General features: G+C 75.1%; 13 protein-coding genes. 5 read left to right on the top strand and 8 right to left on the bottom strand.

The features are described from left to right. Positions 1–43: 43 nt before the first annotated feature. The 3 genes from ACIQOE_RS21545 to ACIQOE_RS21555 all read right to left on the bottom strand — a co-directional run bounded on the left by ACIQOE_RS21545 (position 44) and on the right by ACIQOE_RS21555 (position 2,741). Positions 44–1,405, bottom strand: a complete 1,362-nt coding sequence (locus tag ACIQOE_RS21545; protein ID WP_401413023.1) for a carotenoid oxygenase family protein — start codon at positions 1,403–1,405, stop codon at positions 44–46. A 121-nt stretch (positions 1,406–1,526) separates the two neighbouring features. Beyond that, a complete protein-coding gene (locus ACIQOE_RS21550; RefSeq protein WP_401413025.1) occupies positions 1,527–2,114 on the bottom strand; it encodes a hypothetical protein in 588 nt (195 codons plus the stop codon). 237 nt (positions 2,115–2,351) lie between these two features. Next, positions 2,352–2,741 carry a cold shock domain-containing protein gene (locus tag ACIQOE_RS21555; protein ID WP_351932477.1) on the bottom strand — a complete coding sequence of 130 codons (390 nt, stop codon included), beginning with the start codon at positions 2,739–2,741 and terminating at the stop codon, positions 2,352–2,354. 206 nt (positions 2,742–2,947) lie between these two features. On the opposite strand from ACIQOE_RS21555, the gene ACIQOE_RS21560 reads away from it, so the two are divergent. Further along, the gene (locus ACIQOE_RS21560; RefSeq protein ID WP_401413027.1) at positions 2,948–3,745 is read left to right on the top strand and encodes an SAM-dependent methyltransferase; all 798 of its coding nucleotides are present in this window, start codon (positions 2,948–2,950) and stop codon (positions 3,743–3,745) included. Positions 3,746–3,782: 37 nt separating this feature from the next. On the opposite strand, the gene ACIQOE_RS21565 is transcribed toward ACIQOE_RS21560, so the two are convergent. The 4 genes from ACIQOE_RS21565 to ACIQOE_RS21580 form a co-directional block, all read right to left on the bottom strand. After that, the gene (locus ACIQOE_RS21565; protein WP_401413029.1) at positions 3,783–5,036 is read right to left on the bottom strand and encodes a hypothetical protein; all 1,254 of its coding nucleotides are present in this window, start codon (positions 5,034–5,036) and stop codon (positions 3,783–3,785) included. After that, the gene (locus ACIQOE_RS21570) at positions 5,033–6,166 is read right to left on the bottom strand and encodes a dolichyl-phosphate beta-glucosyltransferase (protein ID WP_401413031.1); all 1,134 of its coding nucleotides are present in this window, start codon (positions 6,164–6,166) and stop codon (positions 5,033–5,035) included. Before ACIQOE_RS21570 ends, ACIQOE_RS21565 begins: the two co-directional genes overlap by 4 nt. 87 nt (positions 6,167–6,253) lie before the next feature. After that, complete coding sequence (locus tag ACIQOE_RS21575; RefSeq protein WP_399009938.1) at positions 6,254–6,760, bottom strand: hypothetical protein; 507 nt, start codon at positions 6,758–6,760, stop codon at positions 6,254–6,256. 10 nt (positions 6,761–6,770) lie between these two features. Continuing rightward, positions 6,771–7,292: a SigE family RNA polymerase sigma factor gene (locus ACIQOE_RS21580; protein ID WP_351322665.1), complete on the bottom strand. Its 522-nt coding sequence runs from the start codon at positions 7,290–7,292 to the stop codon at positions 6,771–6,773. Between the two features lie 203 nt (positions 7,293–7,495). Here ACIQOE_RS21580 and ACIQOE_RS21585 point away from each other — a divergent pair, with 203 nt between their 5' ends. The 3 genes from ACIQOE_RS21585 to ACIQOE_RS21595 all read left to right on the top strand — a co-directional run bounded on the left by ACIQOE_RS21585 (position 7,496) and on the right by ACIQOE_RS21595 (position 11,406). After that, positions 7,496–8,881 carry a hypothetical protein gene (locus ACIQOE_RS21585; RefSeq protein ID WP_401413034.1) on the top strand — a complete coding sequence of 462 codons (1,386 nt, stop codon included), beginning with the start codon at positions 7,496–7,498 and terminating at the stop codon, positions 8,879–8,881. 69 nt (positions 8,882–8,950) lie between these two features. After that, positions 8,951–10,168, top strand: a complete 1,218-nt coding sequence (locus tag ACIQOE_RS21590) for an AAA family ATPase (protein ID WP_401413036.1) — start codon at positions 8,951–8,953, stop codon at positions 10,166–10,168. Then, on the top strand, positions 10,165–11,406 hold the full coding sequence (locus tag ACIQOE_RS21595; protein ID WP_365571616.1) for a DUF2201 family putative metallopeptidase: 1,242 nt from the start codon (positions 10,165–10,167) through the stop codon (positions 11,404–11,406). The genes ACIQOE_RS21590 and ACIQOE_RS21595 overlap by 4 nt, the downstream gene beginning before the upstream one ends. 15 nt (positions 11,407–11,421) lie before the next feature. Here the strand turns inward: ACIQOE_RS21595 and ACIQOE_RS21600 are convergent, their stop codons facing one another. After that, positions 11,422–12,102 carry a PAS domain-containing protein gene (locus ACIQOE_RS21600; RefSeq protein WP_365571619.1) on the bottom strand — a complete coding sequence of 227 codons (681 nt, stop codon included), beginning with the start codon at positions 12,100–12,102 and terminating at the stop codon, positions 11,422–11,424. Between the two features lie 147 nt (positions 12,103–12,249). On the opposite strand from ACIQOE_RS21600, the gene ACIQOE_RS21605 reads away from it, so the two are divergent. Beyond that, complete coding sequence (locus tag ACIQOE_RS21605; RefSeq protein WP_351322675.1) at positions 12,250–13,218, top strand: threo-3-hydroxy-L-aspartate ammonia-lyase; 969 nt, start codon at positions 12,250–12,252, stop codon at positions 13,216–13,218. The last annotated feature ends 110 nt before the right edge of the window (positions 13,219–13,328 follow it).

Below are 13,328 nucleotides of genomic sequence, written 5' to 3' on the forward strand. Positions count from 1 at the left end.
GGGTGCGGCGGGCACAGACCCGGCGCACCCGGTGCCACACGACCTAGGGTCCTTCGGCGGGCTCCGGCAGCCAGCTTCCGTGGAATCCGGCCGGGACGGCGTACGGCAGCTCCACCACCGCCTGGACGGAGAGTTCCCGGGCGTCCAGGACGAGCAGCTCGCCCGCCGCACCGTCGTCGTCCGAGACCAGTGACAGCAGCCAGCCCTCGTCCTCGGCGCCGCCGTCCGCGGCCGGTACGAACACCGCCTCGCCGGCGTGGCGCGGGCCCGGCGTCGCGTGCAGGCCGCTGCCCCCACCGGTCAGGTCGTGCTTGGCGATGCCGTCGGCGGAGACGGTGTACAGGTAGCGGTTCGCGCGTCCGGTGAGGGTCTCGTCGTGGGTGGGGAACTCGGCGTCCCGGTCGTCCAGGAGGGATTCGGTGACCCGTCCGGTCGCCGGGTCCAGCGTCCAGCGGTAGAGCACGGCCGTCGCCCTCGCGCGGCCCGGTTCCGGTGTGCCGGCCGGCCCCGTCGACCCGCCGATGTCGCCCCAGGCCCGGCCGAAGCCCGCACGGTCGTAGCGCACCGCGTCCAGGACGATCCGTCCGCGCTCGTCCTCGTGGGCGTTGCCGACGTGGAAGACGTAGCAGGGGTCGATGTCGAACCAGCGCACGCCTGTGCTTCCGGGCGCGCGGGACATGACGCCGAGCCGGGCGCCGTGGCCGTCGTCCCACCGGTAGGGCATGCCGCCGCGGCCGGCGAGCCGCGGGTCGAAGACGACGGGCAGGTCCATCCAGACGATGTGGTGCTCGGTGATCGCGAAGTCGTGCATCATCGTCGGGCTCGGCACCGCCACCGGGCGGCTGTCGAGCAGTTCTCCCGCCGCGGTGACCCGGTGGTAGGTGAGGAAGGGCGGCGCGAACCCGGTGCCGAACAGGTGCAGTTCACCGGTGACCGGATCCTCCTTCGGATGCGCGGTCATCGAGGTGGTCAGGCGGCCGCCGAAGTCGTAGGGGCCGACCGTCTCCAGGGACGGGGTGACCCAGTGGGGCAGGCCGACCTCGCACAGGGCCAGCACCCTGTCCGCGTGCCGGACGACGTGGGTGTTGCCGGGTGTCGCGGCCAGGTCGACGCTGCCGTCCTCGCGGACGAAGGGATGCCCGTCCAGCTCCCGGGTGCGGATCCATCGGTTGCGGTACCACTCGGCACGGCCGTCGCGCAGCCGGATGCCGTGCAGCATGCCGGGGCCGGTGAACCAGTGGCCCTTGTCCTCGCCGGGCAGCGGGTTGGGGCCGTTGCGCAGGTAGCGGCCGTCCAGCTCGGGCGGCAGGGTGCCGCGCACGGTCAGGTCGCGGGCGGTGCGCTCCTCGGCCACGGGGGCGAAGCGGCCCCGCAGGTAGAGGGGGAGGGTGGTCTCTTCGGTCATGCTGCTTCCTCGTCGGGTCCGGCGGTGTCCCGCCGATCGCGTTGCGTGTCGGGCCGGTCCGCCGCGGCCGGGGACGCCCCGGCCGTCCGTGCGGGTGCGGTCGGGCGGTGGCCGGGGCGGGTCACCGCGGGACGGCGGCCGCGCCCTGGGCCTCCAGCAGGCGCCGCTGGGCCCGTTCGGGGTACACCTTCGTGAAGGCGATCGGGCCGGCCAGGCCGACGACATGGGCGGTGACGCCCACCCACGCCGGGGCGTCCACCGCGCTGCCGACGGCCAGGCTCACCGCGATGAACGTGAAGCCGGCTCCCCAGGCGCCGGAGATGCGGTTGTTGACCTGGAGGAACGCCGGCATCTCCCAGTACTCGCGGGGCGTCTGGCGCTTGGCGATGCCCAGCGTGAAGGGGTGGCGGATCGCCAGCGAGCCCCACGCGGTGGCGCCGAGCCAGACGAACGAGAGGACGTCGGAGTGGTCCCGCAGCGACGAGTCCGGGTGCGTGACGGAGACGGCGCCGACGACGACGAAGTACCCGACGGTGCTGGCCTCCAGGATCAGCGCGCCGAGGTCGACCCCTCGGTGCAGGTCCTGGAGGAGGAGCAGCAGCCCCGAGACGAGACCGCCGAGCGCCCCCCAGCGCCAGTCGGCGACGCCCGAGACGACACCGGCGACGATCCAGGGGACGAAGCCGCGCAGATAAGCCGTAAAACCCATTGAGTGTTCCTTGCCGCAGGGACGGGGCGGCGCGGAGGGGGTTGCTCCGCGGCCGCTCGGTGGACCGACGCGTACTGGATGCGGAGCGGGAGCCGAAGTTCGAGCCGCGGGGTGTGACCCTGGTCACATCGCAAGGAGGGTGGGGTGGCGGAGGCGGGCGCGGGGCGTGATCGCGGAGTCGCCCGGCGGCACTCCGCCGGGGCCGAGCTGTCCGGCCCCGGCGTCGCCGCCGCGGGTTCAGCCCTCGATCCAGCCGTGGTTCTTGGCGAACTGGGCCAGCGCGCCGCGGACCCGGACGATCTGCTCGGCGGTGAGGGTGGGCGCCGACGCCAGCAGGGTCTCGGTGACCTCACGGGTGAACTCCTCGGCGCTCAGCAGGTCGCACAGCGAGTCGTCGTCCGGGCCGAGGGTACGGACGTCGGCTCCGCGGGCGAGCCGGACGGCGGAGGCCTTCGGGCCGCGCTCCCCGCTCTCGATCTCGAACTCCACGGCCACCCCCGGGCGGACGTAGGACTCCGGCATCTGCATGTCGTTCACATGCAGGAAGACGTCCTCGCCGCCGCCGTCCGGAGCGATGAATCCGTACCCGCGCGTGCTGTCGAAGCGCACCACACGACCGCTGACCATGAGAAACCCCCAACCACACCGGGCCACCTGCCCGGACACCTGGGCCAGATGGTAGTCAGGCGGGTCCCGCCGGGCGACCGTCCGCACCGGCCGCGGGCCCGTCGCCAGCCGGAACTCGGTTCACGGGCACCGAAGTTGATGTGGAAAGCTGTCGCCAGCCGTCGGTGCGCCAAGGGGGGCCGGGGCGGTCATCGAGAGGAGCACACGTGACGCAGGACGGTACTCGCCCCGTGGAGATCGACACCAGCAAGCCGCATCCCGCGCGGATCTACGACTACCTGCTGGGCGGCAAGGACAACTACGAGGTCGACCGCCAGGCCGGCGACCAGCTCGCCGCCGTCGCGCCCGAGGTGTGGATCTCGGTACGGGCCAACCGCGGCTTCCTGCAGCGCGCCGTGCGCCACGTCATCAACAGCGGCGTCCGGCAGATCCTGGACGTCGGCACCGGGCTGCCCACCTCGCCGAACGTGCACGAGATCGCGCAGGAGGCCGAGGCGGACGTCCGCGTCGCCTACGTCGACAACGACCCCATCGTGAAGGCGCACGCCGACGCGCTGCTGAACCGGGCGGGCACCACCAGCATCGTGCTGGCCGACCTGCGCGACCCGAAGTCCGTCGTGGAGCACCCCGAGGTCCGCCGGATCATCGACTTCGACCAGCCCGTGGCCCTGTTCCTGGTCGCCATCCTGCACTTCATCCGCGACGCGGAGGAGCCCGAGCGGATCGTGGCCACCCTGCGTGACGCGCTCCCGGCCGGCAGCTTCCTGGTGCTCTCGCACGCCACCGACGACTTCGCCGAACGCAGCGCGGCCCAGGCGATCTACAACAACGCGACCGCCAGCATGAACCTGCGGCCCCGCGCCCGGATCGAGCGGTTCTTCGAGGGCTTCGAGCTCGTCGAACCCGGCCTGGTCCAGGTGCCGTTCTGGCGTCCGGACGGCACCCCGCCGGAGGGCTCCGCGCAGATCGGCTTCTACGGCGCGGTCGGCGTCAAGAAGGCCTGAGCCGCGCGGGGGTGTCCGGCGGTCCGCCGGACACCCCTCAGGGCACCCCGAGTTCGAACAGCGCGTACCCCGCGTACGAGCCGGAGGCCAGGGCCGCCAGTCCCAGCACGACGCACAGGCAGGGCAGCGAGACCCGGCGCAGCGCGACCGCGAGCGGCACGAACAGCGGGAAGGCGGGCAGCAGATACCGCGACACGTTCGCGAAGTACTGCTGGCTGCCGAGCACCAGCGCCAGGGTGAGCACCGTGTGCACGACCAGCACCGCCGGCGGCCGCAGCCGGAACAGCAACGGCAGCAGCGCGAGGTCGAGGAGTACGACGCCGACCCCGATGACGTCCGCGAACGGCAGCGCGAAGAGGTAGCCGAAGTGGCCGACGGCCACCGACGTCAGGACGTCCAGGGTCTGCCTGCCGAAGTCGAACTCGTGCCCCCACGCCTGCGACTGGAGGCGGAAGTAGCCGCCGTAGTCGCCCATCCGGTGGCCCACCCAGCCGAGGTAGCCGAGCAGGCCGAGCGGGGCCACGAGCATCGCGGTCAGCGGGCGTGCGACACCGTCCTCGCGGCGGCGCAGCGCGAGGAGCGCGGCCAGGGCGAGGGCGGCGATCAGGGCGGCGGCGGTCGGCCGGTTGAGTCCGGCCGCGAACGCCAGCACCCCGGCGGTGAGCCAGCGGCGGGTCAGTACCGCGTACAGGGTCCAGGCGGCGAGGGCCACGTACAGCGAGTCCGAGTAGACCGCCCACTCCACGCCGGAGCCCGGCCACACGGCCCAGAGTCCGGCCGCCGTGAGTCCCGCCCGGCGCCCGCCGAACCGCGCGGCGACGGCATGGATGCCGAGGGCCGCCGCGAACGAGGCGACCACCGACACCAGCAGCCCGGCACCGAACGGGCCCAGGCCGGTGATCTCCATCGCCGGTCTCATGAGCGCGGGATAGAGCGGGAAGAACGCGGCGGAGTTGCCCTGGAGGGTGATCAGGCCGGTGGCGCCGGGCACCGGCACCAGGGCGGGATGGTAGCCGTGCAGGGCGATCTGCTGGTACCACCAGCCGTCCCAGGTGCCCAGCACGTCCCAGGTGTGCGCGCCGCCGCCGAACCGCGGATTCTTCCGGCGGAAGTCCCCGGCCGAGTCGAGCAGGTACATGAACGAGCCGAAGCCGATCAGCTTCAGCACCCCGTACATCGCGAGGACCGGACCGTACCGGCGCAACCAGCGGCGCGTCAGCGGGAGTCCGGGCGTGGCGGGCGAGGGGCCGCGGGGCCGGGCCGGGGGCGTGGCGGTCACGGGCGCGGTCATGAGGTGCTGGACTCCGTCCGGTGCCGCCGGAGCGGCAACAGCCCCGGTACGAGGGTCAGATGGGCCGCGGCGAGGGCGGCCAGCTCGGCGCGGAGCCCGGCGGTGGGCGCGGCGTGCCGCACGGCGGCGAGCGCGCCCGCGGTGACGGCCAGCCGTGCGGCGAGGGCGGGCGGCGGCAGCGCGCCGAGAGTGGTCTGCGCGAGCGTCCAGCAGGACAGCAGCGCAAGGGAGTTGGCCGTCTGCGCCGGGGCGGCCTGACGCACGGCCGCGTACAGCGGGAGGTGCGCCAGCGCCGTCAGGGCCGCCGGAGTCCTGGACCGCCGTGGCCGCCGGCCCGTCGGCAAGGTGCCGCGGGCCAGCGCCCACCCCACCCGCGCCACACCGCGCAGGTCGGCGAGGGCGGTGGACAGCAGCGCGACCCGGCTGTCCGGGTCGTCCACCCAGTCGACGGGCACCTCGTGGATCCGCAGCCCGGACCGTTCGGCGACGACCAGCAGCTCGGTGTCGAAGAACCAGCCGGTGTCCCGCACCAGCGGCAGCAGCCGCTCGGCGGCGTCCCGGCGGACCGCCTTGAAACCGCACTGCGCGTCCGAGAACCGCACCGAGAGGGTGCAGCGCAGCAGGACGTTGTAGCAGCGCGAGACGAACTCCCGCCGGGGGCCGCGCACCACTCGGGACCCGGGCGTCAGCCGGGTGCCGATGGCCAGGTCGGAGTGGCCCGACAGCAGGGGGGCGACGAGCGGCAGCAGGGCCGCGAGCCCCGTCGAGAGGTCCACGTCGAGATAGGCGAGGACGGGTGCCCGCGACCGCGACCAGGCGGCCCGCAGCGCCCGGCCGCGCCCCTTCTCGGCGAGCCGCAGCCACTCCACCTCGGGCAGTTCACCCGCGAGCCGGGCGGCGATCAGCGGGGTGGCGTCCGTGCTGGCGTTGTCGGCGACGGTGATGCGGAAGGGGTACGGGAACGTCTCGCGCAGGTGGGCGTGGAGCCGCCGCACGCTCGGCTCCAGGTCGGTCTCCTCGTTGAACACCGGTACGGCGAGGTCCAGGACCGGCTCGCCGGGGTGCGCGGAGGGCGGGGGAGCGGGGGTCGGCGAACTGACGGCGGACGGCACGGACTGTGAGCGTTTCATGGTGGTTTTTCGCATTCGTTCTCGTTCTGGGGGCGTGCCGAAGGCACACCCGGCGGGGTGGGTGAGGAGCGGAGGGAGGGCTGCCCGCTAGCCGGCCGAGCCGGTGGAGGTCGACGGGTCGGCACCCTCGGTCGTGGGCGCCGACGGGGGAGACGTGCCGGGCGTCCCGGACGGCGTCGACGAGGACGGCGGACCGCCGGTGGCCGACACGGTCGTCGAGGGCGCCGAGGGCGTGGAGGTGTCCGTGGGCGTCGAGGTGCCGGTGGGCGGCGGGGCCGAGGTGGTGCTGCCGGAGGCCGGGGCGGTGGGGGAGGGGCTCGGCCCCGGCGCCGTGCCCGTGCTCGGCGCCGGGCTGGTCGCGGGCCACGGAGGCGGCGCGGAGGGCTCGCCGCGCGCACCGGTGTGGGGCCACAGGAAGAGGCCGAGGCAGAGCCCCGCGGCCGTGAGGACGGTGCCGGCCGCCCGCCGGGCCGCGCGGACGCGCCGGCGGGCCCGCACACCGGACCGCAGCCGCTCGCGGTGCCGCGGCTCGAACGCCGTCGGCTCCCGTTCGCCGTGCATCAACTGCGTCAGCCGCCGCTCGAACTGATCCATGGCTTCTCCCTCACCCCACCGGCTCGATGACGTCGGCCAGCAGCCGGCGCAGCCGGGCCACACCGCGAGCCGCGTGCGACCTGGCCGTGCCCACCGGGCACCCCAGCACCTCTGCCACCTGCCGGTCGGGCAGGTCCTGGTAGTAGCGCAGGACGACCGCGGCCCGCTGGCGCGGGGTCAGCAGGGCGAGCGCCGCCTCCAGACGGGACCGCTCGGCGACGGCCGCCGACAGGTCACCGGCCGCCGCGACCTCGGGCAGCTCCTCGACGGGGCGCTCGCCCCACCAGCGGCGCCGCGCCGAGCGCGCCGCGGCGCGGGCCAGCACCTTGCGGACGTACGCCTCCGGCGCCTCGTCGGCGACCCTAGGCCAGACGAACCACAGTCTGACCAGCGACTCCTGCAACAGGTCCTCGGCCCGATGCCGATCGCCGCCGGTGAGCAGACGGGCCAGATGGAACAGCCCCGACCAGCGGGCCGCCACGAACGCGTCGTACTCACCGGCCCGAGCCTGCTCCGTTCCCTCGAATCCCACGGTCCCCGCTCTCCCCGGCTGTCTACACCTGGGAAAAGGCCCTGGACGCGGCGGAACGCTGCACTCGCCGCGGGTGATCCCCGTCACGTGCGCGGCACCGGGTAATTGTGTGGCGGCCCCCAGCGGAGCCGCCGTACGCTTCCGGCGATGACCACTCACTCCGCTCACAGATCGGGGGTCCCGTCCGCACTTGGTGAGTGCTGATGACCACTCACCCCCCGGACGAGACCACTCACCCCCTGGACGAGGACACCCGGCTCCTCCTGTGGCGGCGGGTACGCGAGTTCGCCGTACCGCCCGCCATGATCGAGACCGCGACCCTCCGGCGTGCGGCCGGGGACTGGGCGGGCGCGTGTGCCGCCGCCGGTCTCGACGTCCACATCGACCTGCGGGCCCTGGCCCGCACCCGCGGCCGGCACCTCATGCACGAGGTCCGTGCCGATCTGCGGCGGCTCGCTCCCGACCTGCTGCGCTGGCACCTGCCGAGGATCGCGCCGGACGGGCTGCTGCGGCCCGGCCTGACCATGCCGCTCGCCCGCTACGGCACCGGGGCGGACTCCGCCTGGCTGGTGGCCAGGACCCCGCCGGCCTGGGCGGACGCGGGACAGCGGATCGGTCTCGCGCTCTGGGACGGCGGCCTGCGCGAGCCGGCCGCCCGCGGCCATCCGCATCCGCGTCCCAGCCGCCGGTTCCGCTTCGACCTGCACCGGCATCTGTGGGACGCGGACCGCGCGGACGAGCTGCGGACCCGGTCCCGCGGCGCGCCCGCCGACCACGCCGACGCGCCGGGCGCCCGGCGCGGCACCGGTCCGGCACCGGGGTGGTGCGCCACGCACCGGTGGGCGGACGAGGCCCGGATCGTGCTGGACGCCGAGGGCCCAGACGGCGGGACCGTCGCCGTGCACCTGCGGGGCCGGCAGCGGCTCGCGCTGCACCTCGCGGCCGACGGTACGGCGACCACGCGTGCCGTCCGGGACATCGGGGCGCTGCCCCTGCTGCCGGACGCGGCCACCTGGACCCTGCCCGACCTGGAGCTGCTGGACGCCGGGCTGATCGGCGCCGGGCAGCTGCATCCGCTGGTCGCGGACGCCCTCGTCCCCGGACACGAGCCCGCCGCCGGGATCCCGCACCCCGAACCGGCCGGGCGGCCACGCCTGGTGGAGTGCCGCGGCGCCCGCCACCGCATCGGCCTGGTCGACGGGGTGCTGTCCGCGCTGGACCACGCACCGGACGAACTGCGCCGCGAGGAAATGCTGGTGGCGCTCGGCGGCCCGCCGCTGCCCTGTCTGCGGATCATCGACGAGGCCCATCGCAGCCCGGAGTGCCTCACCGGTGTCCGTGAACGCCTCGACCACGGGGACGTGGCCGGCGCGCTCGCTGTCGTCGAAGCGCTGCTGGGACCGCAAGCGGTGCTGCGCGACGGCCCGTTGAAGGACGAACTGGAGGCCGCCGCGCGCCGCCGGATCGCCTACGGCCTCTACCGGGCGGGCCTCGCCGGACCGGGCACCGGTCCTGTCCGCACCCGGGAACGGAGCCGACCGCGTTCCCGCGACCCGCGCCAGGGGCCCCGCCCCGCCGCCCACCGCTGACCTGCATCTGCCTGCCCGCCCCACACCCACCCACCCACCCGCCCGACCCACACCCCGAGGTGATCACCCATGCCCCCGCACGTTCCCGCTCAACTCCACGTCGCCGACGAGCTGCTGAAGCTGCTCGGCGACTCTTCCACCGAACCCCGTCCCGACACCCAGCTGGAGGCGCTCACCCTCGCCGTCGCCGCCGACCTGCCCGTCCTGCTGTGGGGCGAGCCCGGCATCGGCAAGACCGCCGCCCTGACCCAGCTCGCCCACTCCCTCGACCTGCCCCTGACCACGGTGATCGCCAGCGTGCACGAGCCGTCCGACTTCTCGGGGCTGCCCGTCGTGGGGGACGATCCCGCCGTCCAGGGCATCCCGATGGCCCCGCCGGACTGGGCGGTGCGGCTGGTGCGGGCCGGGCGGGGCCTGCTCTTCCTCGACGAACTGTCCACCGCGCCGCCCGCCGTGCAGGCCGCGCTGCTCCGGCTCGTCCTGGAACGACGGGTCGGCGCCCTGCGGCTGCCGCCCGGCGTGCGGATCGTGGCGGCCGCCAACCCGCGGTCCTCGGCGGCCGACGGCTGGGAACTGAGCCCGCCGCTGGCCAACCGGTTCGTGCACCTCCAGTGGGCCCACGAGCACGAGGTCGTGGTCCGTGGCCTCGGCGGCACCTGGCCGCGGGCGACCCTGCCCCGGCTCGACCCGCAACGGCTCCCGGCGGCCGTGGACTTCGCGCGCCGCGCGGTGTGCGGGCTGCTCGCCACCCGGCCCACGCTCGTCCACCGGCTGCCCAGCGGCGAGACGCGCCGGGGCGGCGCCTGGCCCTCGCCGCGCAGCTGGGAGATGACGCTGCGGCTGGTCGCCTTCGCCCACGCCGCCGGGTCCTCCCGGGACGTCCTCTCGCTCCTGGTGCGCGGCATGGTCGGGGACGGTCCGGGGCTCGAACTCCTCGCGAGCGTGGACCGGATGGAACTCCCGGACCCCGAGACCCTGCTCGCCGACCCGGACGCGGCCGACCTCCCGGACCGGGGCGACCTGCGGCAGGCCGTGCTCGACGGGGTGGTCGCCGCCGTACGCGAGCGGCCCGACCGGGCCCGCTGGGACGCGGCCTGGGCGGTCCTGGTCCGCGCGCTGGACACCGGAGCCCCCGACCTGGTGGTGGTGCCCGCCACCACCCTGGCCGCGCTCCGCCGCGAGGACTGGGACGTGCCCGAGGCCGTGGAACGCCTCGCCGGGGCCCTCTCCGTGTCCCGGCGGGCCGACCGGGCCGCCCGGCACGTCGCCGCGACGGCGGGACGATGACCGCCGCACCGGCGGGCACGCTGGACCGGGAGAAGCTGTACGCGGCCCGGCTGCAGGCCGCCCGGGCCCGGCCGTACCTCGCCAGTGCCCTGTTCGCCCTGCACGTGGTGGAGTCGCGGCAGGTGCCGACCATGGCCGTCGATCCGTACTGGCGGTGCTACGTCTCGCCGGCGTTCGTGGACCGGATGCCGGTGCAGGACCTGGCCGCGGTCTGGGTGCACGAGGTGTCGCACCTGCTGCGCGACCATCACGCGCGCAGCGACCGCGTCGCCGTCCAGCGCGGGCTGACCGGAGCGGGCGAGCGGCTGCGGATGAACATCGCGGCGGACCTGGAGATCAACGACGACGCCTACGGCGACGGACTCGTCGAGCCCCTGGGCGCGGTCCGGCCCCGCCACCTGAGGCTGGACGAGGGCCTGCTGATGGAGGACTACCTGCGGCGGTTCCGGCTGGGACCCCTCACCCAGGACCTCGGCTGGCTGGACTGCGGCAGCGGCGCCGACGGGCGGGACCGCGCGTGGGACCTGGGGCCGGGCGGCGCCCACGGACTCGGCGAGCAGGAGCGCGACGGGATCAGGTTCCGGGTGGCCGAGGCCATCACCGGGCGTCCCGGCAGCACCCCGGAGGGCTGGCGGCGCTGGGCGGAGGAGGCCTTCCACCCGCCGCAGCCGTGGCGGGAACTGCTCGGTGCGGCGGTCCGCTCGGCGGCCTCCGCCGCGGGCGCGGGTGACGACTACGACTACGGCCGTCCCTCGCGCCGTGCGGCGAGCCTGCCCGGGGTGGTGCTTCCCCGCCTGCGCCGCCGCCCGCCCCGGGTGTGCGTCGTCATCGACACCTCCGGTTCGGTCAGCGACGCCGAACTGGGCGGCGCGCTGCTGGAGGTGGCCGCCATCGCCCGTGCCGTGGGCGGCCGCCGCGACCTGGTCCGCGTGGTCTCCTGCGACGCGGCCGCCCGGACCGTGCACCCGCTGTGCCGTGCGGAGGGCATCGAGCTGGTGGGCGGCGGCGGCACGGATCTGCGGGAGGGCTTCGACCGGGCCCTGCGGTCCCGACCCGCCCCGGACGTCGTGGTGGCCCTGACCGACGGCCAGACCCCCTGGCCCGCGACCAGGCCGCCCTGCCGGACGGTGGTCGGGCTCTTCCCGCGCTCGCACTCCGGTACGCCGTACGACGAGGACGACCCCGACTACGTCCCCGACGAACCGCCGGTCTGGGCCCGGGTCGTCCCCATCGGATGACACCGCACCGGGCGGCTACCCGGCCCGCGTCGCCGCCAGGTAGCTGTAGGCGGAGGCGCGGGAGATGCCGAGGCGGGCGGCGACCTGCTGGACGGCGCCGCGCACCGCGAAGACGCCCTGCCGGTCGAGGTCGCGGAAGAGGTCCAGCCGCTCCGCACGGGTGAGCTGCGGCCAGGGCCTGGCCTCCCGCAGCTGGCGGGCGTCGACCAGGGAGTCCAGTACGGCGGTGATGTCGTCGCCGAACGTCGTGGTCGGCGGCGGACCGGGCAGGGCCGCGACGCCGGCCAGGTCGCCGACCAGCGTGTGGACCTGGGCCACGGCCGTGACGTCGAGGTTCACGCACAGCGCCCCGAACGCCGTGCCGGCCGAGTCCCGCAGCACCATCGTGGAGGACTTGACCAGCTTTCCGTCCCGGGTGCGGGTGAGGTAGTTCAGCTCGTCGGCCGCCGCGTCGCCGGCCGCCAGCAGCTTCATGCCGATCTCGCTCATCGACCCGCCGACCCCGCGGCCGGTGACCGACCCGGCGATGGCCACCACGGAGCGCTCCGGGCGGCGGAAGTCGTGCACGACGGCCTCGCAGAAGGCGCCGAAGGTCGCCACGATGCCGTCGACGACCGGGGCCAGCGCCGCGATGATCGCGTCCTGTTCGGCGCGTGCCGCCGGCTCGCCCGCCGCGCCCGCCGGATCCTCTGCCATCCGCCCACCTCCGTGTCCCCGCCGGAGCCCCGCCCCGACCGGGTCTGGACTTCCCGTCCAGATGATAGACAATAATTCCATGCTGTCGGCGTCGAACGGATGTGCCCGAAGCCCATCCGGCGCCGCCGACCCGAACGGAGGACGACCATGCCCGACACCCCGCCCGTGACCCTCCAGGACGTACGGGACGCGGCCGCGCGGATCCGGGGAGTGGCCCACCGCACCCCGGTGCTGCGCTCGCGCACCCTGGACGAACGGGTCGGCGCCGAGGTCTTCCTCAAGTGCGAGAACCTCCAGCGCATCGGCGCCTTCAAGTTCCGCGGTGCCTACAACGCGGTGTCCCGGCTCCCCGCCGAACAGCTGGCCAAGGGCGTCGCCGCGTACTCCTCGGGCAACCACGCCCAGGCCGTCGCCCTGGCCGCCCGCGAACTCGGCACCACCGCCGTCATCGTGATGCCCGAGGACACCCCGCGCGCCAAGCTGGAGGCGACCGCCGGGTACGGCGCCGAGATCGTGACGTACGACCGCTACACCGGAGACCGCGTCGCCATCGGCGAGGCCCTGGCCGCCGAACGCGGACTCGCCCTGGTCCCGCCGTACGAGCATCCGCACGTGATCGCGGGACAGGGCACGGCCGCCCTCGAACTCATCGAGGAGGTGGGCGAACTGGACGCCCTGGTGGTGCCGGTCGGCGGCGGCGGGCTGATCGCGGGCAGCGCCACCGCGGCCAAGGGCCTGCTGCCCGGGATCCGGGTCGTCGGGGTCGAGCCCGAGGCCGGGGACGACACCAGGCGCTCCCTGGAGGCCGGGCACCGGGTGTCCGTCCCGGTGCCGCGGACCATCGCCGACGGCCAGGCGGCCGACATCCCCGGCGAGCTGACCTTCTCCGTCAACCGGCGCCTGGTGGACGACATCTCGCTGGTGAGCGACGACCAGATCCGGGACGCGATGCGGTTCGCCTTCGAGCGGCTGAAGACCGTGGTGGAGCCGAGCGGCGCCAGCGGACTGGCCGCGCTGCTCGCCGGGCGGGTGGCGCCGCTGCCGCGCCGGATCGGGGTCGTCCTCTCCGGCGGGAACGTCGGCGCCGAGCGGTTCGCCGAGATCATCGCCGGCTGAGCCGCACCGCCGGAAACGGAACCGGAGCGGACGACGGAACCAGAGCTTGCAGCAAAGCCGGAGGCGGAAGCGGAACCGGGGCCGGGCGGCTCCGGCTCCGTCCGCGCGGG

The organism is Streptomyces sp. NPDC091282, from assembly GCF_044757385.1.
GTDB classification, from domain to species: Bacteria; Actinomycetota; Actinomycetes; order Streptomycetales; family Streptomycetaceae; genus Streptomyces; species Streptomyces gramineus.

Coding starts and splice junctions, on each gene's coding strand:
- ACIQOE_RS21545 (WP_401413023.1), bottom strand. CDS start 1,405: ATGACCGAAGAGACCACCCTCCCCCTCTACCTGCGGGGCCGCTTCGCC.
- ACIQOE_RS21550 (WP_401413025.1), bottom strand. CDS start 2,114: ATGGGTTTTACGGCTTATCTGCGCGGCTTCGTCCCCTGGATCGTCGCC.
- ACIQOE_RS21555 (WP_351932477.1), bottom strand. CDS start 2,741: ATGGTCAGCGGTCGTGTGGTGCGCTTCGACAGCACGCGCGGGTACGGA.
- ACIQOE_RS21565 (WP_401413029.1), bottom strand. CDS start 5,036: ATGACCGCGCCCGTGACCGCCACGCCCCCGGCCCGGCCCCGCGGCCCC.
- ACIQOE_RS21570 (WP_401413031.1), bottom strand. CDS start 6,166: ATGAAACGCTCACAGTCCGTGCCGTCCGCCGTCAGTTCGCCGACCCCC.
- ACIQOE_RS21575 (WP_399009938.1), bottom strand. CDS start 6,760: ATGGATCAGTTCGAGCGGCGGCTGACGCAGTTGATGCACGGCGAACGG.
- ACIQOE_RS21585 (WP_401413034.1), top strand. CDS start 7,496: ATGACCACTCACCCCCCGGACGAGACCACTCACCCCCTGGACGAGGAC.
- ACIQOE_RS21590 (WP_401413036.1), top strand. CDS start 8,951: ATGCCCCCGCACGTTCCCGCTCAACTCCACGTCGCCGACGAGCTGCTG.
- ACIQOE_RS21595 (WP_365571616.1), top strand. CDS start 10,165: ATGACCGCCGCACCGGCGGGCACGCTGGACCGGGAGAAGCTGTACGCG.
- ACIQOE_RS21600 (WP_365571619.1), bottom strand. CDS start 12,102: ATGGCAGAGGATCCGGCGGGCGCGGCGGGCGAGCCGGCGGCACGCGCC.
- ACIQOE_RS21605 (WP_351322675.1), top strand. CDS start 12,250: ATGCCCGACACCCCGCCCGTGACCCTCCAGGACGTACGGGACGCGGCC.